The organism is Xenorhabdus sp. NBAII XenSa04 (assembly GCF_963866145.1).
In the GTDB taxonomy this organism is placed as follows: domain Bacteria; phylum Pseudomonadota; class Gammaproteobacteria; order Enterobacterales; family Enterobacteriaceae; genus Xenorhabdus; species Xenorhabdus indica.
Window position 1 is genome coordinate 1 of the sequence record NZ_CAWMEB010000079.1, and the last position, 24,243, is coordinate 24,243.

The window sequence follows — 24,243 nt, forward strand, 5'->3', positions numbered from 1 at the left end:
CCAATTCCGCCACCCTCGCAGGTACTGCTATTTATCTGATTTGTTTAACTGATTTATCTAGTTGATTCGTTTAACCGATAACTATCTGATTTGGTGCGAAGGGGGGGACTTGAACCCCCACGTCCGTAAGGACACTAACACCTGAAGCTAGCGCGTCTACCAATTCCGCCACCCTCGCAAATTCAGATACTATTTAAACAGACAACCACTTAAACAGATAGCATGGAGGCGCATTCTAGAGATTTTACGGCTGACGTCAATCATTATTTATCGGAAGAAAGCATAATTGATGCAAAAAACAACATGCTGGTATTGCCCATCCATTTGGAAAGGGCAATAGTTGTTTGATTTGTTACTTCTTGGTAGCTTGATAAATTTTGAATTTACCTGTCTGAGCAATCACTTCGTGTCGACCAAAAACGCTATCCAGCAGCGCCGGGTAAGGTAAAAAAGCATTTGCTACGATCCGGAGTTTACCACCATATTTCAGATGGTTGGGTGCCATGCGGATCATATCTTCAGCCGCTGACAGACTTGTCTTCAGGCCGTCATGGAATGGCGGATTGGAAATGATCCAGTCGAATTTTTCTTCGATAGCGGAGTAAACATTACTGGTAATGACGTTCCCTTCCAGTTTATTTGCTTTCAATGTCGCTTTACTGGATGTGATAGCGGCTGCATTGACATCGCTGAGTGTCAGTGACAAGCCGGGGTTATTTTTACCCAATACCGTTGCTAAGACACCAGAACCACAAGCGATATCCAGCAGGCTGCCAGAAATCGGTGTATCAAACGTAGAGAGCAGAAGACGGCTGCCAACATCCAGATTATCCTGACTGAATACGCCGGGCAATGTATTGACGGTGACATCGCCGACTTGATAGCTGTTCCACCAATTGTTCTGATCAAACTGAACCTGTTGCTCCAGTTGACCGTAAAAAAGGCTACAACGGCGGGCACTGTCTATTTTATGGAAAGTGGCAATACCTTCCATCAGCTTATCAGCGCTACGGACACCACTGCGATTTTCGCCGACAATAAAAACATCGGTTCCGACAGGCAGGATGGAAAACAGACTGCGGAGTTGGAAACGTGCTTCATGCTTGCTTTTTGGCCAGTAATAAATCAGCGTATCACATCCTTTGACAAAGATGCTGTCCGCCGTAAGACCAAACGAGGCATTATCACCCAGTGTGCGGATCAGCGACTGCCAGTGATGATATTGATTAGTATGTACTCGTACACTTGCAGCTTCAATTTCCGTTGCCAGAGTATCCTGAAGGTCACCAGCAAAAAGCAGATGATGGGAGCGGAATTGCTCTTGATGGCGCAGGATAACTTCACTGGCTGGTGTTAATACTGACATCTATGATTAGCTCCTTATAAATCTTTATTTAGTAATCATTATCTGTGGGCAAATCTGAGATGCCGTGTTGATTGGCGCAGAGATAAGCCCTCTGATAATATACCTTTCATCTTTCAAGTTGCCGTTTTGTTGGCTGCAACTTGAAATCTATTAGGTATATATTACCTGTTATTTTTTATGGCAGATGGAATAAAACACGATGACAAAGCGTGACAGATCACTTACTCGATTGGGCATTACCCAATGGGTTTTGCGTAGCCCTGCGACCCTGCGAGGTGAATTATCTGTCCTCATCCCTGACTCAACCCGTTTGTTGATCATTAGCCATGATAACATTGACTTAAGTCATTCATTACTTGCTGATATTTTCACAGCCATGGGGATTAATGCCTCATCAGTTTATTGCATCACGACAAAAGACGTTGAGTTACTTTCGGAATCAATCCACTGCCCATGCTGGCTGTTGGGGGTTGATATTACCTTATCAATACAAGGGATTTCTTTGAGAAGCCCTGCATTAAATGATTTATCCCTTGATGGGGATGCAAAACGCGCTCTTTGGCAACAAATTTACCATTATGAAGAATATTTCTCTATTAACTCCCGTTGATCTTCCCGTTGCATTTCAGATAGAACAGGCCAGCCATGCTTTTCCCTGGAGTGAAAAAACTTTTTACTCTAATCAGGGAGAACGTTATCTCAATTACAAAATCACGCTTAATGATCAGATGATTGGTTTTGCAATAGTGCAGTGTGTTTTGGATGAAGCGACACTCTTTAATATCGCTATTCATCCTGAATATCAATCACAGGGGCATGGAAAAACATTGCTGAAATACCTGGTCGATGTATTGCCTCACAAACAGATTAATACACTATGGCTTGAAGTACGGCGTTCAAACAGGTCGGCGATTCGTTTGTATGAAGATTTGGGATTTAACGAAGTTTCCATTCGCAAAAACTATTACCCAACCGCGACAGGAAAAGAAGACGCAATTATTATGGCGTTGCCGTTATTTGGAGAGTAACGGAGTTTTATACCATCTTGAGCATCATTAGTTGTTTATAACGCCAAGTTCAGCGAAAATAAGCACCAATCACGATTAACATGCCGGATTCGAAGATGAAGCGTCATTCTGTGCTTCACACATGGTAGCTATCCGCGCGTAGACTAGAAGATTTCAATTAATGTCAAATTCCTCATTCTTGCAAGAAGTCGCGAAGCGAAGAACCTTTGCAATAATTTCTCACCCCGATGCGGGTAAAACGACTATTACTGAAAAGGTATTGCTGTTCGGACAGGCGATTCAGAAAGCGGGTACGGTAAAAGGCCGGGGTTCCAATCAGCACGCTAAATCAGACTGGATGGAGATGGAAAAGCAACGTGGTATCTCCATTACCACCTCGGTGATGCAGTTCCCTTATAGTGATTGTCTGGTTAACTTACTGGATACTCCGGGGCATGAGGATTTCTCCGAAGATACTTACCGTACTTTGACTGCGGTTGACTGCTGTTTGATGGTAATTGACGCTGCAAAAGGTGTTGAAGATCGTACCCGTAAACTGATGGAAGTCACCCGTCTGCGTGATACGCCGATCCTGACATTCATGAATAAACTCGACCGTGATATCCGCGATCCGATGGAATTGATGGATGAAGTGGAAAACGAGTTGAATATCGCCTGTAGCCCGATCACATGGCCTATCGGCTGTGGTAAATCATTTAAAGGGGTTTATCATCTCTATCAGGATGAAATTTATCTGTATCAATCTGGCCAGGGGCATACGATTCAGGAAGTCCGGGCTATTAAAGGGCTGGATAACCCTGAGCTGGATGCGGCAATTGGTGAGGATTTGGCTAATCAGTTACGTGAAGAGTTGGAACTGGTCAAAGGTGCATCACACGAATTCGATCTGGATGCCTTCTTACAAGGTGAATTAACGCCGGTATTTTTCGGTACTGCACTCGGTAATTTTGGTGTTGATCACATGCTGGATGGCCTTGTTAAATGGGCACCGATGCCAATGCCTCGTCAAACTGATGTTCGTGAAGTCACTGCAAAAGAAGAAAAGTTCACGGGTTTTGTTTTCAAAATTCAGGCCAATATGGACCCGAAACATCGTGATCGTGTGGCATTTTTGCGTGTTGTTTCTGGTAAATACGAAAAAGGCATGAAACTGCGTCAGGTGCGTACTAAAAAAGATGTGGTTATTTCAGATGCGCTGACCTTTATGGCCGGAGATCGTTCCCATGTCGAAGATGCGTATCCGGGAGATATTATTGGCCTGCACAATCATGGCACGATTCAGATTGGTGATACCTTTACCCAAGGTGAAGAGCTGAAATTTACAGGCATTCCAAACTTTGCCCCTGAATTGTTCCGTCGTATTCGGTTGCGTGATCCACTGAAACAAAAACAATTGTTGAAAGGTCTTGTTCAGTTATCAGAAGAAGGCGCAGTACAGGTATTTCGCCCACTAACCAATAACGACCTGATCGTTGGGGCAGTGGGTGTCCTTCAGTTTGATGTCGTTGTTGCTCGTTTGAAGAGTGAATATAACGTTGAGGCGTTGTATGAACCTGTCAACGTTTCTACTGCACGTTGGGTAGAATGTAATGATGTCAAGAAACTGGAAGAGTTCAAACGCAAGAATGAGCAAAATCTGGCACTTGATGGTGGCGATAACCTGACTTACATTGCACCAACCATGGTTAATTTAAATCTGACCAGTGAACGTTATCCTGATATTGTTTTCCGTAAGACGCGGGAACACTAATATTTTTTCGGGGCTAACAAATAGTTGGCCCTTTTAAATTTGTTACTCCATTCCAAAATATATTGGTTATGCTTTATTTAAAGCATATTTCTGGCTTAAGAAAATATACGTTATTTATTGTAAAGCCCATTTCTTCCCCATAATTTGATGATATATCATCTTTTGACAAATTGGCTTAGTTAAGGGAAGGTCGCAGGATGAAAAAATCAACGTTCACACACTCACTCCTGACCGTTATTTTAGGTTCGGCTTTAGGCTTGGTATTGATAAATGGCAGCGTATCAGCCGCAGAAACATCTTCAGGCAATACTACAGAAAGTAATTCTTTAGAAAAGAAAATATTAGAAGATAAAGCATTAGAAAATACGCGCCAGAAAATTGATAATTCAATCAAAAATGCAGAGGAAAAAATTGATAATTCACTGAAACAAGTCGGTAATTCGATTGATGATAGTGTAATTACTGTCAAAATAAAAGAGAAGTTACTGGAATATAAAGGGATTAATAGTAACGATATTTCAGTGAAAACGAAAAAAGGCGTAGTTTATCTTTCCGGTTTTGTCAAAAATGAAGAACAGGTTAAACGGGTGATCAAAGTTGCTCATCAAGTAGATGGTGTTAAGTTCGTAAACAGTACGTTAACTATCAAAAAATAATGCGTATTTTGATGGAGTGGCAGATAATAAGCCACTCTTTTTGTTTCTATTCTCCAAATAAAACCCAACCTGATTAAGCGAGTCACTTTTCAAGAAGCACAATATGTGCTGTCTATTCAGAAAGTAAGCAAAGGCTTGCCTGTTTGTGAATTAATCTTCATTATCTAATGCAAGTTTTATAAGCACTTTGTTTGCATAACAATATACTGATAGATAGTCATATACCCAATGGATGTCAAGAGGCGTTGCAGCCAACAAAAAGACAACTCAAAAGGCGGAGGGTATAACTCAAATTACATTTTGAAACTGACATTGACTTTTTAGGGGGGGCTATGGGGAAACATATTCCGATTACGCTGGGTAGTATAGAGCCGTTAGCTTATACATCACGGATCAAACCGGGAAAAATTGCACTTGTCTGTGAAGGTGGTGGGCAGCGGGGAATTTTTACCGCTGGTGTGTTGGATGAATTTCTCCGGCTTGACTTCAACCCATTCGAATTGTTTCTTGGTACTTCCGCAGGTGCTCAGAATCTTTCTGCGTATATCTGTGGTCAGAAAGGATATGCCCGCAAGGTAATTAAAAATTACACAACTAATACTACCTTTTTTAATCCGTTGCGCTTTGTCCGGGGTGGACATCTAATCGATCTGGATTGGTATATTGATATCGTTTCTGAAAAATCACCCTTGAATATCCCTATTGCGATGCGACATTTTGATGCAGGACGTGAATTCTATATGTGCGCCTGTCGAGCAGATGATTTTGAAGCTAACTATTTTCATCCTGAGGAAAAAAATTGGATGGAGATTATAAAGGCTTCCAGCGCTATTCCTGGTTTTTATCGCAATGGCGTGACGCTTGATGGCACTGTTTATCAGGATGGTGGCATTTGTGATGCGATACCAGTAGAAGAGGCTTATCGCCGTGGTGCAGATACCATTGTGGTGGTCAGGACAGTGCCTTCACAGCTCTATTACACGCAACAGTGGATTAAACGAATAGAGCGTTGGTTGGAAAGCAGTAGCTCACAAAAGATGATTCAGATGTTGAAGCTGCATGCTAAAAGTTACTATCGGACACAGCAATTTATTGAAAATCCCCCCGATGATGTGCAGGTATTCGAAATTTATCCACCAGCACCATTAGCCACAATGGCACTGGGAAGCCGGATCAGTGCATTGGATAAGGATTATCACCTGGGGCGGCGCTGTGGGCGGTATTTTCTGGCCACCATCGGACATACTTTTATCGGAGGTAAATTCGGGCTGGCAGAACGTAAAAGTTATGGTGTTTGCCGCAACGGTTTAAATCATGATGGAATGAACCGTAATGCTTTCAGGCACAATGGTTTTTGGGACAATATGAATAGCCCGGAGATTGAGGTAACAGAGGTGAATGATATTACCCCGACTCCACTGACGGGTACTACCATGATGGATAAGTAGATGTTTATCGATACACATTGCCATTTTGATTTTCCTCCTTTTGCTGACGATGAAACGGCAAGTTTAGCGCGCGCCAGACAAACAGGGGTAGAAAAAATCATTGTCCCGACAGTCAGTCAGTTGAATTTTCAACGTGTTGCCGATCTGGCCGCTACCTATGACTCAATTTATGCTGCGTTTGGGTTACATCCCTTGTATATCAATGAACATCATGACGTGCATCTGGGTGAACTGGAACAGAAACTCAAGGAAAAACAGGCTAACTGTGTAGCGGTAGGTGAAATCGGGCTTGATCTGTATATGCCGGAACCTCAGTTTGAGAAGCAAAAAAGCCTCTTAGCAGCGCAGCTCATGCTGGCCGACAAGTATGAATTGCCTGTGATACTTCACTCCCGCAAAAGCCACGATCAATTGGCAGCAATGTTACGGAAACACAGTGTGCCACGTACCGGGGTGATCCATGGTTTTGCCGGGAGCTTGTCTCAGGCACAAGCTTTTATTCGTTTGGGTTTTTATATTGGTGTTGGTGGAACTATAACTTATGAGAGAGCAAAAAAGACACGAGATACGATTGCACGATTACCACTATCATCCCTGGTGTTAGAAACGGATGCCCCTGATATGCCCTTATCAGGGTTTCAGGGGCAGCCAAACCGACCAGAAAGAGTTGCTCAGATTTTTTCTGCATTGTGTGAATTGCGTCCTGAATCTGTAGATGAAATTTCCCACCAAATTTATCAAAATAGCATGACATTGTTTGCATTAAGCTAGTTTCTGTTGAATAAAAATCAGGCCATTTTTGTCAGTCAAAAGATGGTCTTCCGTTTTAAATAAATATTAATAATATTAAACTGGCATTATCTTCTTATTTCTCCCTTTTTTTCCGCAAAATTATCTAATCCCCGATAAATATCATGGTTATATGTGACGTAGGTCTCATTTTCTGTTTTTATATTACTTTTTGCTGTATTAATTTGTGATGTTAGTTGCTTGTTCTTTTTTACTACTAGGTATAATCGCCTCCACACACAGTGTCAGTAGGAACTTACAAAATAACTGACATATTTTTAATTCATTTAGTGAACAGGGATTCTTCCAATGCAACTCATTATGAGCCTGATAGGGATGGTAGTGCTGATTTTTATCGCAGTACTTTTCTCCAGTAATTACCGAGCTATTAAAATCCGCACTGTCCTCGGCGCCTTTCTTATTCAGGTAGCTATTGGGGCATTTGTACTTTATGTGCCAGCAGGTAAAGACATTCTGGGTGGAATGTCAAAAGGTGTTTCCAATGTAATCGGATATGGTCAGAAGGGAACTGATTTCATCTTCGGTGGATTGGTTTCTGACAAAATGTTTGAACTGTTTGGCGGCGGTGGCTTTATCTTTGCTCTGCGTGTTCTGCCGGTCATTGTTTTCTTCTCTTCTTTGATTGCCGTTCTGTATTACATTGGTGTTATGCAGCTTATCATCAAAGTTCTTGGTGGCGGCTTGCAAAAAATGTTGGGAACATCACGTACAGAGTCTCTGTCCGCAACAGCGAATATTTTCGTAGGTCAGACAGAAGCCCCTCTGGTTGTCCGTCCTTATATCGCGACCATGACTCAATCTGAGCTGTTTGCTGTTATGTGTGGTGGTCTGGCTTCTGTAGCAGGCTCTGTATTGGCAGGCTACGCATCCATGGGCGTTCCATTGGAATACCTGATCGCGGCTTCATTCATGGCAGCACCGGGTGGCCTTTTGTTTGCAAAACTGATGGTGCCAGAAACTGAAAAAACACACGATACTGTTGATGCAATGTCTTTGGTTACTGCTCAAGAGCGTCCGGCTAATATTATTGATGCGGCGGCATCTGGTGCGGCATCCGGTATGCAACTGGCCCTGAATGTAGGGGCAATGTTGTTGGCATTTACTGCATTGATTGCTTTGTTGAATGGTATGCTAGGCGGCATCGGTGGTTGGTTCAGCTATCCTCAATTGTCAATGGAACTGATTCTGGGTTGGGTATTTGCGCCAATTGCTTATCTGATTGGTATACCGTGGCATGAAGCAACAGTTGCAGGTTCTTTTATTGGGCAGAAACTGGTTGTTAATGAATTCGTCGCATTTATGAGCTTTGGTGAATATCTGAAACCAGATGACGTAGTTAAGGCAGCAGGCCTGCAAGTACTTTCTGATCACACCAAAGCGATCATTTCTTTCGCATTGTGTGGTTTTGCTAATTTGTCTTCTGTTGCCATTTTGCTCGGTGGTCTGGGTGGTATGGCACCAAACCGCCGCGGTGACATTGCGCGCTTCGGTCTGAAAGCCGTATTGGCTGGTTCACTCTCTAACCTGATGAGTGCCACAATTGCCGGGTTTTTCTTCTCTCTGTAATAGTTAGGGAAGTCTAAATTAGAAAATATCTACTAAATTAGATGCAGGTGAGTTGACCTCACCTGCATTTTATTTTTTTCAAGGCTAATAATTGTGATTAATATCATAATAAAATGATTATCATTGCAATTCTCATTTAATTAATGTGAGTTTACACACGCATTATTGTGCGTTTACATGTTCAAATAATGATGTTCTAAGATTTCATGGAGTAAGCTAATGTCTGCCGGGGCAGTATAAGCTAAAGAAAATCAAACTAAAGAAATAGGTGCGGAGAAAAGGAACTCTGTTGTTGCTGAGAAATATAATCATCGCAACATCTTCAAGGAACCAAGTCCGCTCGCCAACATAAGAATTTACTAATCATTCAGGACAATTATTCAGCATAAGCGTTTAAAGAATGTGTGAACTGATTGAATCACAATAATACCGTTGGAGAGTTTTATGACCGATTTAACCGCAGTTGCTCAGCGTGCGCTGAGTTTGATGGATTTAACAACACTCAATGATGATGATACTGATGAAAAGGTGACGGCACTTTGTCATCAGGCGAACAGCCCGGCAGGGCATACCGCAGCTATCTGTATCTACCCACGTTTTATTCCGGTTGCACGTAAGGTATTAAGTGAACAAGGAACACCTGACGTTCGTATTGCCACTGTCACCAATTTCCCGCACGGTAATGACGATATTGATATCGCACTGGCGGAAACCCGTGCAGCCATTGCTTATGGTGCTGACGAAGTGGACGTTGTTTTCCCATATCGTGCACTGATAGCGGGTAACGAACAAATTGGTTTTGATTTAGTTAAAGCCTGCAAAGCTGCCTGCGCTGGAGCAGGTGTCTGGCTAAAAGTTATTATTGAAACCGGCGAACTGAAAGAGGTTGATCTGATCCGCAAAGCATCTGAAATATCAATTAAAGCGGGAGCAGATTTTATTAAAACTTCAACCGGAAAAGTACCCGTGAATGCGACACTGGAAAGTGCTGAGATCATGCTCAGCGTCATCCGTGATATGGGGGTAGGTGATACTGTTGGATTTAAACCTGCGGGCGGTGTGCGTACCGCAGAAGAAGCAGCGCAATATCTGGCTCTGGCAGATAGAATCATGGGTGATAAATGGGTAGACACCCGCCATTTCCGTTTTGGTGCTTCCAGTTTATTGGGGAGCTTATTGACAACGTTAGGGCACCAGGGACAAAAACAAAGCAGTAGTTATTGATAACCCATATTTAGAACCATCATTGATTAAAAACAATCGTTATTGAGATCAATAACAACATATGACGGTTCACTAAGATAAGGTGCATTACTGCCATTCTTTTCAGATAATAATGATGATTGGGAGGTAGCTTTGTTTCTGGTACAGGAAATTATCCGCAAAAAGAGAGAGGGTTATCCACTGAATGAAGAGGAAATCCGTTTCTTTATTAACGGCGTGTGTGATAACACAGTATCCGAAGGGCAAATCGCTGCATTAGCAATGACCATTTATTTCCGGGATATGACGATGGAGGAACGTATTGCTTTAACATTGGCAGTACGCGATTCCGGTACAGTTCTGGATTGGAATAAATTGAACTTGCATGGCCCAGTTGTCGATAAACATTCGACGGGCGGGGTTGGTGATGTAACATCCCTGATGTTAGGGCCGATGGTAGCAGCATGTGGAGGTTATGTCCCGATGATCTCAGGACGCGGATTGGGGCATACCGGAGGAACATTGGATAAATTAGAATCCATTCCCGGTTTTGACATCTTCCCTGATGAACATCGTTTTCGTGACATTATCCGGGATGTTGGTATTGCGATTATTGGTCAGACCCACTCATTGGCACCTGCGGATAAGCGTTTTTATGCAACACGTGATATTACTGCTACTGTTGACTCTATTCCACTGATTACCGCCTCTATTCTGGGCAAAAAATTGGCTGAGGGATTGGATGCCTTGGTCATGGATGTGAAAGTAGGTTCCGGGGCATTTATGCCAACTTATGAGCAATCGGAACAACTGGCAGAATCCATCGTCGCGGTAGCTAATGGTACGGGTTGCAAAACGACTGCATTGTTAACCGATATGAATCAGGTGCTGGCATCCAGTGCGGGTAATGCACTGGAAGTCCGTGAAGCGGTTCAGTTTCTGACGGGAGAATACCGTAATCCCCGGCTATTTGAAGTCACTATGGCATTGGCTGCTGAAATGCTGGTATCAGGTAAATTGGCAGAAAACCGTGATGCTGCATATCGTAAGTTACAGGCAGTTCTCAACAGTGGTAAAGCAGCGGAAGTTTTTGGACGTATGGTTGCTGCGCAAAAAGGGCCTGCCGATTTTGTTGAAAACTATGCGCATTATTTGCCGACAGCCTCTTTTAGCAGACCAGTATTTGCTGAAAAGTGTGTTATTGAAGAACAATGCATTGTAACAGAGATGGATACCCGGGCCTTGGGAATGGCCGTGGTGACGTTAGGGGGTGGCCGTCGCAAGGCCACGGATACGATTAATTACAGTGTGGGGCTGAGTGATATTATTGCACTTGGTTCAGAAGTCAATACAGATACTCCTCTGATGACGATCCATGCCAATAGTGAAGATGAGTGGCATGCAGCAGCGGAGGCTGTGCGTAAGTCGTTTGTCCTACAACATAAAGCGTTACAACAGGCGGATGCTTCACAAAAGACGAATGTTTTGGCAGCATCAAATGTAGGAACGAAAGTCGCCACACAGATGGTTTATCGTCATATTAGTTGATAAACCGACATAGGCATTAAAAATAGATTTTAATAGCTGGCAGTTTCCGCATTGATAGCGTGAATTGACGCAGGAGAAAATTATGAAACGTACATTCATCATGGTATTGGATTCCTTTGGCATTGGTGCGAGTGCAGATGCAGACAGATTTGGTGACGAAGGATCTAACACTTTAGGACATATTGCGGAGCAATGTGCCCGTGGTGAAGCTGATATTGGCCGTCAGGGATTATTGAAGTTGCCGAATCTGAGCCGCTTGGGGCTAGGTAAAGCGGCAGAAGAATCCAGCGGGACTTTCCCGATTGGTTTAGACAAAGATGCCGACATTATTGGTGCCTATGGCTATGCAAGTGAACTTTCTTCTGGTAAAGACACGCCATCAGGTCATTGGGAAATTGCCGGTGTTCCGGTTTTGTTCGATTGGGGCTATTTTCAGGATTTAGAAAACAGCTTTCCGCAGGAATTACTGGATAAACTGGTTGAGCGCGCTAATCTCCCAGGGTATTTGGGTAATTGTCACTCTTCCGGTACAGTTATTCTGGACAAACTGGGAGAAGAGCACATGGAAACCGGTAAGCCGATTTTCTATACCTCTGCGGATTCTGTTTTCCAAATTGCCTGCCATGAAGAAACATTCGGTTTGGATAAACTGTATGAATTATGTGAGATCGCCCGTGAAGAACTGAATCTCGGTGGTTATAACATCGGTCGTGTTATTGCCCGTCCGTTTGTGGGTGATAAAGCGGGTAACTTCCAGCGTACCGGTAATCGCCATGATTTGGCGGTTGAGCCTCCTGCACCAACCATTCTGAAAAAATTGGTTGATGAAAAACAGGGTGAAGTGGTTTCCATCGGTAAGATAGCCGATATTTACGCTAATGTTGGTATCACCAAAAAAGTGAAGGCAACAGGGATTGATGCCCTGTTTGATGCTTCATTGGTTGAAATGGAACAGGCCGGCGATAACACAATCGTGTTTACCAATTTTGTTGATTTCGACTCATCTTATGGTCATCGCCGTGATGTGGCAGGTTATGCGGCAGCGCTTGAACTATTCGACCGCCGCTTGCCGGAGATGCTGAAACGGGTTAAAGAAGATGACATTCTGATCCTGACGGCTGACCACGGTTGTGACCCGACCTGGGCAGGTACAGATCATACTCGTGAGCATATTCCAGTACTGGTTTATGGGCCAAAAGTGAAACCTGGCTCATTGGGACATCGTGAAACATTTGCAGACATTGGTCAGACAGTGGCGAAATATTTCGACCTGACGCCGATGGATTATGGTAAAGCGATGTTCTGATTTTTCCGGGGAAGTCATTGGCTGCCCCGATATTTACCTATTTTTAATTACTTAATAAAAACAAGGAATCAATTTATGGCTACCCCACATATTAATGCTGAGATGGGCGATTTTGCTGATGTTGTTCTGATGCCAGGTGACCCACTACGTGCAAAATATATTGCGGAAACCTTTTTAGAAGATGCCCGTCAGGTTAACAATGTTCGTGGTATGTTGGGTTTCACCGGCACTTATAAAGGCCGTCGCATTTCAGTGATGGGTCACGGTATGGGCATTCCATCCTGTTCCATCTATGCGAAAGAGCTGATCACCGAGTTTGGTGTCAAAAAGATTATTCGTATTGGCTCCTGTGGTGCAGTGAGTAAAGACATTAAAATTCGTGATGTCGTGATTGGTATGGGGGCCTGTACTGACTCCAAAGTCAATCGTGTGCGTTTTAAAGATCATGATTTCGCGGCAATCGCTGATTTTGATTTGGTTCGTAATGCGGTTGATGCTGCTAAAGCGAAAAATATTAACACACGTGTTGGCAATATCTTCTCTATAGATCTGTTCTATACCCCAGATACACAATTGTTCGATATAATGGAAAAATATGGCATTCTGGGTGTTGAAATGGAAGCGGCAGGTATTTACGGTGTTGCGGCTGAATTTGGTGCAAAAGCACTGACGATCTGTACTGTTTCAGACCATATTCGCACAGGTGAAAAAATGACAGCTGAAGAGCGTCAAACAACTTTTAATGACATGATTGAAATTGCACTTGAATCTGTTTTGTTGGGTGATAATTAAAAAAGACTAAGTAATTTTATCCCCTGATTAAAAATAAAAGCTCTTCTCAATGATGGGAAGAGCTTTTTTGTTGCTCAAATTAATACATTATTTAAACAGTTTGATTAAAAATGACTCTCAACTATTTATTCAGTTGTCATTTTATTCCACGTTAATTCATCTGTAAAAAGAATGGGGAAATTAATTTAACAAAAAGTAAATCTTTTAAATAAAAATAATAATTTAATTATATTATAATTAGCTTGTTAATTGTATGGTTTGGATAAATAGTTTGTTTTTATTTTGATATAAGCCATAAAGGCAATAGTAAAAACTATATTTAATAATTATTTTGATATAATTATATGGCTATTTTTTTCGGAAAGATAAAGTTGCTCAATAAAAACACACAAACTAAGATTCTGAACTATTCATCTTTGTTCGATACAATTTAGGAAAATAACCCAAATTCACAAAATTGACAGTAAAATATACTACTGCTTATGGGGGCTTTTTGATAAAAACTCATATTTCATACGCAGTTAAGGAGCATTACCAGTTTTATCGGCTGAAATTTGACTTAAGGATTTTTGTGTAGAATGATACCGCCGGTTTGGTTTATTTGAATCAGTCAAGCTATCTGTCAAAAAACTAAATAGTCATTATCCTGAGTATCAGAAATTAATTTCTGTACTTCGGTTTCTCTTTATATATAAGTCTGACATTTTTTAATTAAAAGGTATAAATTCGATTATGAAAATGAATAAATTGGCAATGATTTTAGGTTTTGGTGTGGCTTTAACAGCAGGCGCTGCAAATGCGGCTAACCAAGGTAATGGTACGGTTACATTTACTGGTTCTATCATTGATGCACCTTGTTCAATTAAAAATACCAATATTGCAGTTGATATGGGGGCTGTTTCCAGCCACATTTTGAAAAAACAAGGGCGTTCAGAATCTAAACATTTCAAAATTGAATTAGAAAATTGCACTACACAGACTCTGAAAGGTGTAGAAACGACTTTCACTGGCGCTATAGCTAGTGGTCAGCCAGGTTATTTAGGTATTGAAGGAACAGCGAAAGGTGCGGCAATTGCTATTACTGATGCCGGTGATAACAGATTGCCTCTGGGAACAGCAAGTAAACTATTATCTCTGCACGAAGGTAACAATGATTTGCAATTTGCAGCGTACCTGCAAGGTACTAATTTAAGTGATGATAAAGGTGAAAGCATAGTTGTCCCTGGTAACTTCACTGCTATTGCTAACTTTACATTAAATTATCAATAATACTTTTACTGACTGATAATTTTGGTAATTGAACATCAGGAAATTCATTGCTATTGATTTACCGGGTTTCTTGATAATGTCTTTAGGGTATTTCTGGGAACTAATATGTTAGCAGGACATGATTAGAATATTCTGTAATGTGCTTTGTCTTATTGATATAAATCAATATTATTGTCAAATTAGTCAGCAGAGTATGACATTAATAGAATTATTCCCATGGAAGTAATTTGAAATACCCTTTTTTATTGATTTAATCTATGGTGTTCTCTATTGGTGGTATTCGGAAAATAAAGATATTTTGCCATGTTAAGTAATTTTTAATGGCTACCGATGGTGACATGTTTCCTCTACTTCCCGCTGTACGGTAATTCAGTGAATCACAAACAGAGAACGTAATATATTACGGATAAGCAGGACATGTGGTTACCTCTGCAATCCCCGGTATCTGTAGGATCCTTAAGTGAGAGCGATGAACTTTAATGATGCGATCTATTAGGCGATAGTCCTATACGCATACAGACTTGGCAGTATCAGACAACAGCTAAATTCAAATTGGGTTATTAACGATTCATTGCTCAGAGGATGTTATGGCTTTATTTTCAGATTCTATGAATCATTATTTTTCTTCTATTAATAAAAAAAAGAACAGTAATAATATAAACACCTTTAATAAAAAATACGTGATTAATAAAAAGAAGATAACGAATAAAATACAAATAGAACACTTAATATCCGGAATTAAACCTCTTTCTGCTTTGATACTGTTTGCGGTATCCGGTATTCAGATCGCCTATTCTAAGCCAATTGAATTCAACATTGATGCGCTGGATATCAGTGAACGTAGCAATATTAATTTAGAACAGTTCTCTCGCGCAGGCTATATCATGCCGGGGAATTATATGATGGCTGTTCGGATGAATAAGGAGGAGTTCCCAGATACCCATTCTATCGATTTTATGGCTTCGGCTGATGATTCGAAAGGTAGTGAAGCCTGTATATCTCCTGAATTAATCAAACAAATCGCTCTTAAACCAAAGTGGGTGGAAAAATTAGGTTGGCAGAATGATGGAAAATGTCTTGATCTCAATACACTACCGGGTATGTCGGCAAGGGGGGATCTGGCCACCTATACGTTGTATCTGATTGTTCCTAAAAGCTATCTGGAATATGACTTGCCGGATTGGGATCCTCCGTCCCGTTGGGATGAGGGGATAACCGGATTATTGTTTGACTATAACGTTAATGCGCAAACATCGAAACCGACTCATGATCGGAATAACCAACAGATAAGTGCTAACGGAACGGCGGGCATGAATTTGGGTGCATGGCGTTTTCGGGCTGACTGGCAGGCCAGATATCATCGTTTCAAGACCAAACATGATAAAGCAGACAACTCACATCGATCAGGTGGCAAAGAACGCCGTGACTGGGATTGGAGCCGATACTACCTGTATCGTGCACTTCCTCGTTTAGAAGCAAAGTTGACGTTGGGAGAGGATTACCTCAATTCAAACCTCTTTGATAGCTTTCGTTATACCGGTATCAGTTTGGTGACTGATGAGAACATGTTGCCGCCGAACTTACGTGGCTATGCCCCTGAGGTCACTGGTGTCGCGAGAACCAATGCCAAGGTGACGGTGAGTCAGATGGGGAGAGTATTGTATGAAACTCAGGTTGCGTCAGGGCCATTCCGAATTCAGGATCTCAGTGATGCAGTGTCAGGCGCTTTGGATGTCAGAGTTGAAGAGCAGGATGGAAGTGTACAACAGTTTCAGGTTAACACCGCAACGATCCCTTACCTGACACGCCCCGGACGTGTGCAATACAAGTTGGTGGGTGGACAATCTACTAATGATAAACATCGTCGTGAAGGGCCGGCCTTCGGTCTCGGAGAATTCTCCTGGGGGATCAATAACGGCTGGTCATTGTATGGTGGTTTTTTGGGAGCAGGTGACTACAACGCTTTATCACTGGGGGTTGGTCGTGACTTGATGGTGTTGGGGGCATTGTCGTTTGACGTGACGGAGTCAAGAGCAAAATTGCCGGGAGAGAACAAGACCTTTACCGGGGGATCTTATCGTTTCAGTTATTCGAAACGTTTTGATCAATACAACAGTCAGGTAACTTTTGCCGGATATCGTTTCTCTGAACGCAACTTTATGAATATGGGACAATATATCGATCGCCGCTATCGCAACGTTTCTTCCGATAGTGGAAAAGAAATGTATACCGTGATGTTTAATCAACAGTTTACAGATATTGGCCTCAGTGCTTACCTCAGCTATAGCCATCAGACCTACTGGAATCGGTCAGCAAACGACTACTATAACGTATCCCTGTCTAAGTATATTGATATTGGGCGTTATAAAAATATCAATGTGAACCTGTCAGCTTACCGTAACAATTTTGATAATAAAAAAGATGACGGTATTTACCTGAATCTTTCTATTCCGTGGGGAGAAAGTAGCACCCTTAGCTATAACGGAATGACCAATCGTCAGGGAAATTCCCATTCGATAGGTTATTTTGACCGTCTTGATGATCGCAATAACTATCGCATATCAGCAGGTACGAATATTCATGGTAAGGCATCAGCAAATGGTTATTACACCCACTATGGTGATCGTGCATTGCTGACTGCCAGCGCCAGTTATCAGGATGGTGGCAATACTACTGTAGCACTCGGCTTGCAGGGGGGAGTTACTGTCACTGCCAATGGTGCAGCTTTACATCGCACTAATATGCCTGGCGCAACCCGCCTGATGGTGGATACAGAAGGTGTTGGCAATGTTCCTGTCCGGGCGTTCGGTTCGGCAGTATATACCAACCATTTTGGTAAAGCTGTGCTGGTAGATGTAAACAATTACTACCGCAATACCGCAAATATTGACTTAGACAAATTACCGGACGATGTAGAAGCATTGCGCTCTGTTCAATTGGCAACGTTGACAGAAGGTGCAATTGGTTACCGTAAATTTCAGGTCATATCAGGACTCAAGGCTATGACAACTATTCGTTTGCCTGATGGTACATTCCCACCTTTTGGGGCATCTATCGTTAATGCAAGTCAACGGGAAATCGGAATTGTCAATGATGACGGATATGCTTATCTGACCGGAATGAACAAAGGTGAAAAACTGAAGGTGCATTGGGATGGACGTGCTCAATGTGAGATTATTGTGCCAGATGAAATTTCGTCAGATTATTTAACTGCATTTTTGCTACCTTGTCAGTTTTTAAAAGATGAAGATAAATAAAATGTAATAAAAAAATCCATTTAATTGATCTTTAATAGAGTATTGCATTGCTTTATTTGGCATAGGTATACCGATATTAGTCGGCACCAGCAATATAAAAATGATCTTTTTTGAGTATAAGCAGATGACACTATGAAACTGAAAAAAATTCTAATGATGGCGGCCATAACGGTAACAAATTTAATGTCAGTACATCAGACAATGGCGGCGATAGCATTGGATCGTACCCGCGTTATTTTTAATGGGAATGAGAAATCTGTCAGCCTGAATATTGAAAATCAACATCTTGATTTGCCGCATTTAGCCCAGGCATGGTTTGAAGATGATAAGGGAAATAAGATCAACAGCCCACTCGTTGTTATTCCCCCTGTACAGCGTGTTGAAGCTGGAGCAAAAAGCCAAATCAAGATCCAGACACTGCCCGCAGTGGCCCAGTTGCCACAAGATAGAGAAAGTGTGTTTTATTTCAATGTTCGTGAAATACCCCCGCGCAGTGAGAAACCAAATGTCTTGCAAATAGCTTTACAAACGAAAATCAAATTGTTCTACCGCCCGGAGGCCATTATCGCACGCCGTATTGATCATGATAACCCGTGGCAGGAAAAACTGACCTTAAGCCGTCAGGGAAACCAATATGTGGTGAACAATCCAACACCTTATTACATCACAATTTCAGAAGCTTCAAATAAGGTAAATGGTAAAAGTGTAGACGGTTTTAAGCCCTTAATGCTGGCGCCCAAAAGCAGTGACAAACTGGGAGGAACGGTTAGTTCATTCGGTAATCAACCAGTACTGACTTATGTTAATGATTATGGTGGACGCCCACAGTTAACATTCAACTGTAGTGATAATACTTGTGTAGTGACAAAGGTTGTAGATGAAGGGAACTGATTGGTTCTTGGTAGTCATATCCCGTCATAAGCAGCTTGATGGGATCAAAAAGCAGACTTCACCAGATCGTAACGGGTTTTGGGATAAATGATAATGAATTTGTTAAGTATGAAGCTCTTTCACTACGCACTGAAGACATTGGTGCCATCGGTATTATTTCTGTTAGGGATTGGCAGTCAGCAAGGTGCTTATGCAAAAGATAACTTACGCCAAAATGTCAGAATCACAATGACCGTACTCGCCCCCCCTTGTGTGATTAAACCGGAAGATAAATTCATGGAAGTCAATTTTGGCAACATTATCAACCGGGATCTTTATCTGTATCACCGTACGCCAAGCCAACAGCTCCGGCTACATTTGGAAGAATGTGATCCCAGAGCGGCCCAGAAAGTGAAAATCAGGTTTATCGGACAGGAAAGCAGAGAGCAGCCCGGATTATTAGCATTCAGTTATGGCAGCAGTGCTTCAGGTGCAGCCATTGGTATGGAAAAACTGGATGGTACACCACTCCCTTTTAATAAAACGGCTCAATTTAGACTCTCTGATACGAGCAGTAACAATGTAATCCCGTTTCAGGCATATGTAAAAGCTGATCCCAGTGCGCTTCTGCAAAACAAGATTGGTGTAGGAGAGTTCAATGCAATGGCAACTTTTGAGCTCAGTTATGAATAGCGATTCCGGCTTCTTTTTCACCCCATGATATTCAACCTGAGTTTGATGTTATTTAGGGAAATAAATTATGCACCATATTAAAAAATCGTTGATGAAGTTTGCAGCATTGTTGCTTTTCTTTAGTGCTTCATATACCTATGGTGGCGCTTATGTTATGCCAGTAAATACTATTATATCGGGTAAACGAATTATCACTACCATGGAGATTATTGAATGGACAGAAGAAGAGGGGGCAGGCAATCCTTGTTATGGTAATGATCCATGTTATGTTGGCCCTGATGTTCAATATATTAATAATCAGCCGGGCATGTATGGTTCCTGTGTTGAGGCAAATATATGCCTGAATGACGCACAAAAGTACCGGACAACCGCAGAAGTCATGCGAGCCTATAAAAGACAGCTCGGAATCCCTATCCGGGTGACGTTTCCTATTATTACCGCAGATGCCGAATGTATAGGTTTGTTTTACACCAAGCAGATATCATCGGGTTATGGTATCGCAATGAAATTTCCTAACTCCACTTGCAACAAATTACCACCTATAAATCAAAGCTGTGAAATCAACATACCTTCTGAAATTGCCTACGGGGAATTAAAAGCTTCAGAAGTTAATAATGCCACTCGCTCAATTAATGGGCAATTGAAATGTGCACTTCGCAGCAACAAGATAATGTTGCAAGTCAAATCCATTAATAGTGAGCCCAAAATTTATCTCGATACTCATAAGCAAATTTACGCGACATTGCAGATTGATGGAAGGGATGCGACAGATGGCGTGCGTGTTATCGCCCAAGGGAAAAATATTCCCTCAAATTTTACCCTGACATCAATATTGCACACATTAACACAACCAAAAGCCGGTAAGTATGAAGGTACAGCAGTTGTTTTATTAACCTATTTATAAATTGAGAGTAAAGAGATTATGCGAGTCAGTATGCTGGTAGGTAAAAGGATCCAAATGAAGCGAAAAGAGCTTGGGATAACAGCAGCAGAGCTGGCGGACAGAATTGGCGTCAGCCATCAGCAGTTATCACGTTATGAACGAGGAACTAACCGAATTAGTCTGGAGCAGCTAGTTGTTGTCTCTATTACCCTGAAAACACCGGCAAGCTGGTTTCTGGAAGATTGCTTCACTAGCCCAAAGCCCCATATAAACAACCAATATACCTGTGTAGCTGAAACAATATTAGACTTATACTGATTATTGTTCAGAAAGACAGTTATTAATGTTGCATGAAGGCCATCTCAGAATGGGGGTGGCTTTTTTTAATTTCAAAATAAGACGCTCTTTGGATTCAAAATTCCCTCCAGATAAAAATAGCAGCTAAAAAAGCAGCTCCCTTATTTGTTGGATAACTAACGCTTTAGGGGAGCTGTATTTTATTCGCTTATATCCTTTGTTTTCCAAGTTGCCTCTTTGTTGCCTGCATCTTGAAATCCATAGGGCATATTATCCGGTGATTTTTGCGTGCATTTCCTGGACAGAAATTACCTGCTCAGTCGGATCAGCACTGAGAGCCATCGTGGTTGCAAAACCGCCATTCAGGGTGGTGTCATAGTGCACTTTATATTGTAGTGCGCTGCGACGAAGCAGTTTTGAATCTTCAATTGCCTGGCGGCCAGCAGTGGTATTGACGATATAGTCATACTCACCGTTTTTAATTCTGTCTTGAATATGTGGACGGCCTTCATGAACTTTGTTTACCAGACGTGGGTTGATCCCAGCTTCACCCAATACAACGGCTGTACCGTGAGTCGCGTCCAGCTCAAAGCCATGTTTGAGCAGTTTGGCTGCTAAATCAACAATACGCCCTTTATCCTCTTCACGTACTGACAGTAATGCCCGGCCTTTTTTACGCATAGTGGAGTTACTGCCGAGCATCGCTTTGGAGAAGGCTTCCGCAAAAGTGCGACCAACACCCATCACTTCACCTGTAGAGCGCATTTCTGGCCCCAGAATCGGGTCAACTCCTGGGAATTTGTTGAATGGCAATACCACTTCTTTCACAGAATAGTAAGGAGGAATGATTTCTTTCGTGACACCCTGTGACTGCAAGGATTGCCCGGCCATCACACGTGCTGCGACTTTCGCCAGTGGCAGACCTGTTGCTTTGGAAACAAATGGAACCGTGCGTGCTGCACGTGGGTTCACTTCGATCAGGTACACTTCGTTGTTTTTCACAGCAAACTGGACATTCATCAAACCACGGACACGTAATTCAAAAGCCAGTTTTTCAACCTGTTGACGCATAACATTCTGAATCTCCTTGCTTAAGGTATATGCAGGCAAGGAGCAGGCTGAGTCACCAGAGTGAACACCCGCCTGTTCGATATGTTCCATAATGCCACCTATCAGGACTCGTTCTCCGTCACAGATAGCATCAACATCGACTTCAACAGCATCATCAAGGAATCGATCCAGCAGAACCGGAGCATCGTTGGAAACACTCACAGCGGTTTGGAAGTAACGGCGCAGGTCTGATTCATCGTACACGATTTCCATTGCACGACCACCTAATACATAAGAAGGACGAACCACCAGCGGGTAGCCAATGTTGTTGCCTTTCTCTACCGCCTGTTCAATAGTGGTGACAGTGGCATTGGCTGGTTGTTTCAGACCAAGACGATTTACCGCCTGTTGGAAACGCTCACGGTCTTCTGCACGGTCAATGGCATCCGGGCTGGTGCCGATAATTGGTACGCCTGCTGCTTCCAGTTCGCGGGCCAGTTTCAGTGGCGTTTGACCACCATACTGTACGATCACACCTTTTGGTTGCTCAACGCGTACGATTTCCAGTACGTCTTCCAGTGTTACCGGCTCAAAGTAAAGGCGGTCAGAAGTGTCGTAATCTGTTGAAACCGTTTCTGGGTTACAGTTAACCATGATGGTTTCATAACCATCTTCACGTAACGCCAGTGCAGCGTGTACACAGCAATAATCGAATTCAATGCCCTGGCCGATACGGTTCGGGCCACCACCCAATACCATAATTTTCGGCTTGTCGCTATTTGGATTAGCTTCGCATTCATCTTCATAAGTGGAATACATGTAGGCAGTGTCAGTTGCAAACTCTGCGGCACAGGTATCTACTCGTTTGTAAACCGGATACAGGTTGTAATCATGGCGCAGTTTGCGGATCTCTTTACCGGATACGCCGACCAGTTTTGCCAAGCGTGCATCTGCAAAACCTTTACGCTTGAGCTGACGCAGGAAGTCGGAAGTCAGACCGTTGATGCCTTGCTCTGCTACTTGTTCTTCCAGACGTACCAGTTCTTCGATCTGTACCAGGAACCAGCGGTCAATGTTGGTCAGGTTAAAGAGACCATCAACGGACATACCGGCACGAAAAGCATCTGCGACATACCAGATGCGCTCAGCGCCTGCATCTTTTAGTTCGCTGCGGATTTTGGTCAGTGATTGCGGGTCATCCAGATTGACTTTCGGATCGAAACCGGTTGCTCCAACTTCCAGGCCACGCAAAGCTTTTTGCAGGGATTCCTGGAAAGTGCGGCCAATTGCCATGACTTCACCGACAGATTTCATCTGAGTTGTCAGGCGATCATTGCTGCCGACAAATTTTTCGAAGTTAAAGCGAGGGATCTTAGTCACTACATAGTCAATTGATGGTTCGAAAGAGGCTGGAGTACGCCCACCCGTGATATCGTTCATCAGTTCATCAAGGGTATAACCAACCGCCAGTTTTGCTGCAATTTTCGCGATAGGGAAGCCTGTCGCTTTGGAGGCCAGAGCGGATGAACGGGATACACGCGGGTTCATCTCGATGACAATCAGGCGACCATTTTTAGGGTTAACAGCAAACTGTACGTTTGAACCACCGGTTTCTACACCAATTTCACGCAGTACGGCCATGGAGGCATTACGCATGATTTGGTACTCTTTATCAGTCAATGTCTGAGCGGGAGCCACAGTAATGGAGTCACCAGTATGGATCCCCATTGGGTCGAAATTTTCAATGGAGCAGACGATGATGCAGTTATCGTTCTTGTCACGTACTACTTCCATTTCATACTCTTTCCAACCAATCAGAGATTCATCGATCAGCAATTCATTGGTTGGGGAGAGATCTAAACCACGTTCACAGATCTCTTCAAATTCTTCGCGGTTATAAGCGATACCTCCCCCTGTTCCGCCCATAGTGAAAGAAGGACGGATAATACAAGGGAAGCCAACGTCTTCGGCTACAGCCAGTGCTTCTTCCATCGAATGAGCAATTCCAGAACGTGCAGTATCCAAGCCGATTTTTTTCATCGCCTTGTCAAAACGCTGACGATCTTCTGCTTTATCAATTGCATCTGCGGTGGCACCAATCATAGTTACACCGAATTCTTGTAGTACGCCCTGACGTTCTAGTTCCAGTGCGCAGTTCAGTGCTGTTTGCCCCCCCATGGTTGGCAAAATTGCGTCCGGGCGCTCTTTTTCAATAATCTTGCGTACGACTTCCCAATGAATTGGCTCAATGTAAGTGGCATCTGCCATTCCTGGATCGGTCATGATAGTGGCAGGGTTAGAGTTCACCAGTATGACCCGATAGCCTTCTTCCCTCAGAGCCTTACAAGCCTGTGCTCCTGAGTAGTCAAATTCACATGCTTGACCAATCACAATCGGACCTGCACCCAAGATCAGGATACTTTTAATATCAGTACGTTTTGCCATTTTCCT

19 protein-coding genes and 1 tRNA gene are annotated in these 24,243 nt (G+C 42.7%); 17 read left to right on the top strand and 3 right to left on the bottom strand.

Going from position 1 to position 24,243, the window contains the following annotated elements; translation table 11 throughout:
• Positions 1 to 91: 91 nt before the first annotated feature.
• Both AAC147_RS03860 and rsmC read right to left on the bottom strand, forming a co-directional pair.
• Positions 92 to 178: transfer RNA gene (locus AAC147_RS03860), tRNA-Leu, on the bottom strand.
• A 174-nt stretch (positions 179 to 352) separates the two neighbouring features.
• Entirely contained in the window at positions 353 to 1,366 is a 1,014-nt protein-coding gene (gene rsmC / locus AAC147_RS03865; protein WP_047679064.1) for a 16S rRNA (guanine(1207)-N(2))-methyltransferase RsmC, read from the bottom strand.
• Between the two features lie 199 nt (positions 1,367 to 1,565).
• On the opposite strand from rsmC, the gene AAC147_RS03870 reads away from it, so the two are divergent.
• The 17 genes from AAC147_RS03870 to AAC147_RS03950 all read left to right on the top strand — a co-directional run bounded on the left by AAC147_RS03870 (position 1,566) and on the right by AAC147_RS03950 (position 20,763).
• Complete coding sequence (locus AAC147_RS03870; protein ID WP_047679065.1) at positions 1,566 to 1,976, top strand: DNA polymerase III subunit psi; 411 nt, start codon at positions 1,566 to 1,568, stop codon at positions 1,974 to 1,976.
• The gene (gene rimI, locus AAC147_RS03875; protein ID WP_047679066.1) at positions 1,945 to 2,394 is read left to right on the top strand and encodes a ribosomal protein S18-alanine N-acetyltransferase; all 450 of its coding nucleotides are present in this window, start codon (positions 1,945 to 1,947) and stop codon (positions 2,392 to 2,394) included. Before AAC147_RS03870 ends, rimI begins: the two co-directional genes overlap by 32 nt.
• Before the next feature lie 160 nt (positions 2,395 to 2,554).
• Positions 2,555 to 4,144, top strand: coding sequence for a peptide chain release factor 3 (prfC, locus tag AAC147_RS03880; protein ID WP_047679067.1), 1,590 nt, complete (start codon positions 2,555 to 2,557; stop codon positions 4,142 to 4,144).
• Positions 4,145 to 4,341: 197 nt separating this feature from the next.
• A complete protein-coding gene (locus AAC147_RS03885; RefSeq protein ID WP_047679068.1) occupies positions 4,342 to 4,800 on the top strand; it encodes a BON domain-containing protein in 459 nt (152 codons plus the stop codon).
• Positions 4,801 to 5,132: 332 nt separating this feature from the next.
• A complete protein-coding gene (locus AAC147_RS03890; protein ID WP_047679069.1) occupies positions 5,133 to 6,248 on the top strand; it encodes a patatin-like phospholipase family protein in 1,116 nt (371 codons plus the stop codon).
• Positions 6,249 to 7,019: a TatD family hydrolase gene (locus tag AAC147_RS03895; RefSeq protein ID WP_047679070.1), complete on the top strand. Its 771-nt coding sequence runs from the start codon at positions 6,249 to 6,251 to the stop codon at positions 7,017 to 7,019. It begins immediately after the preceding gene.
• Between the two features lie 339 nt (positions 7,020 to 7,358).
• Positions 7,359 to 8,624 carry a NupC/NupG family nucleoside CNT transporter gene (locus AAC147_RS03900; protein ID WP_187649756.1) on the top strand — a complete coding sequence of 422 codons (1,266 nt, stop codon included), beginning with the start codon at positions 7,359 to 7,361 and terminating at the stop codon, positions 8,622 to 8,624.
• Positions 8,625 to 9,068: 444 nt separating this feature from the next.
• Positions 9,069 to 9,848: a deoxyribose-phosphate aldolase gene (deoC, locus tag AAC147_RS03905; RefSeq protein WP_047679072.1), complete on the top strand. Its 780-nt coding sequence runs from the start codon at positions 9,069 to 9,071 to the stop codon at positions 9,846 to 9,848.
• A 132-nt stretch (positions 9,849 to 9,980) separates the two neighbouring features.
• Positions 9,981 to 11,375: a thymidine phosphorylase gene (deoA, locus tag AAC147_RS03910; protein ID WP_081988946.1), complete on the top strand. Its 1,395-nt coding sequence runs from the start codon at positions 9,981 to 9,983 to the stop codon at positions 11,373 to 11,375.
• An 82-nt stretch (positions 11,376 to 11,457) separates the two neighbouring features.
• Positions 11,458 to 12,681 carry a phosphopentomutase gene (gene deoB / locus AAC147_RS03915; RefSeq protein ID WP_047679073.1) on the top strand — a complete coding sequence of 408 codons (1,224 nt, stop codon included), beginning with the start codon at positions 11,458 to 11,460 and terminating at the stop codon, positions 12,679 to 12,681.
• Positions 12,682 to 12,756: 75 nt separating this feature from the next.
• Positions 12,757 to 13,473 carry a purine-nucleoside phosphorylase gene (gene deoD, locus AAC147_RS03920; RefSeq protein WP_047679074.1) on the top strand — a complete coding sequence of 239 codons (717 nt, stop codon included), beginning with the start codon at positions 12,757 to 12,759 and terminating at the stop codon, positions 13,471 to 13,473.
• Between the two features lie 732 nt (positions 13,474 to 14,205).
• Positions 14,206 to 14,742: a fimbrial protein gene (locus AAC147_RS03925; RefSeq protein ID WP_047679075.1), complete on the top strand. Its 537-nt coding sequence runs from the start codon at positions 14,206 to 14,208 to the stop codon at positions 14,740 to 14,742.
• Between the two features lie 545 nt (positions 14,743 to 15,287).
• Positions 15,288 to 17,999, top strand: a complete 2,712-nt coding sequence (locus AAC147_RS03930) for an outer membrane usher protein (RefSeq protein WP_047679076.1) — start codon at positions 15,288 to 15,290, stop codon at positions 17,997 to 17,999.
• A gap of 132 nt (positions 18,000 to 18,131) precedes the next feature.
• On the top strand, positions 18,132 to 18,890 hold the full coding sequence (locus AAC147_RS03935) for a fimbria/pilus periplasmic chaperone (protein ID WP_047679077.1): 759 nt from the start codon (positions 18,132 to 18,134) through the stop codon (positions 18,888 to 18,890).
• Positions 18,891 to 18,983: 93 nt separating this feature from the next.
• A complete protein-coding gene (locus AAC147_RS03940) occupies positions 18,984 to 19,562 on the top strand; it encodes a fimbrial protein (protein ID WP_047679078.1) in 579 nt (192 codons plus the stop codon).
• A 67-nt stretch (positions 19,563 to 19,629) separates the two neighbouring features.
• Positions 19,630 to 20,466, top strand: coding sequence for an MrpH family fimbial adhesin (locus AAC147_RS03945; RefSeq protein ID WP_047679079.1), 837 nt, complete (start codon positions 19,630 to 19,632; stop codon positions 20,464 to 20,466).
• A gap of 30 nt (positions 20,467 to 20,496) precedes the next feature.
• On the top strand, positions 20,497 to 20,763 hold the full coding sequence (locus tag AAC147_RS03950; protein ID WP_255347629.1) for a helix-turn-helix domain-containing protein: 267 nt from the start codon (positions 20,497 to 20,499) through the stop codon (positions 20,761 to 20,763).
• 249 nt (positions 20,764 to 21,012) lie between these two features.
• On the opposite strand, the gene carB is transcribed toward AAC147_RS03950, so the two are convergent.
• Positions 21,013 to 24,237 (bottom strand): carbamoyl-phosphate synthase large subunit, encoded by a 3,225-nt coding sequence (carB, locus tag AAC147_RS03955; protein WP_047679081.1) that lies wholly within the window; start codon positions 24,235 to 24,237, stop codon positions 21,013 to 21,015.
• Between the last annotated feature and the right edge of the window lie 6 nt (positions 24,238 to 24,243).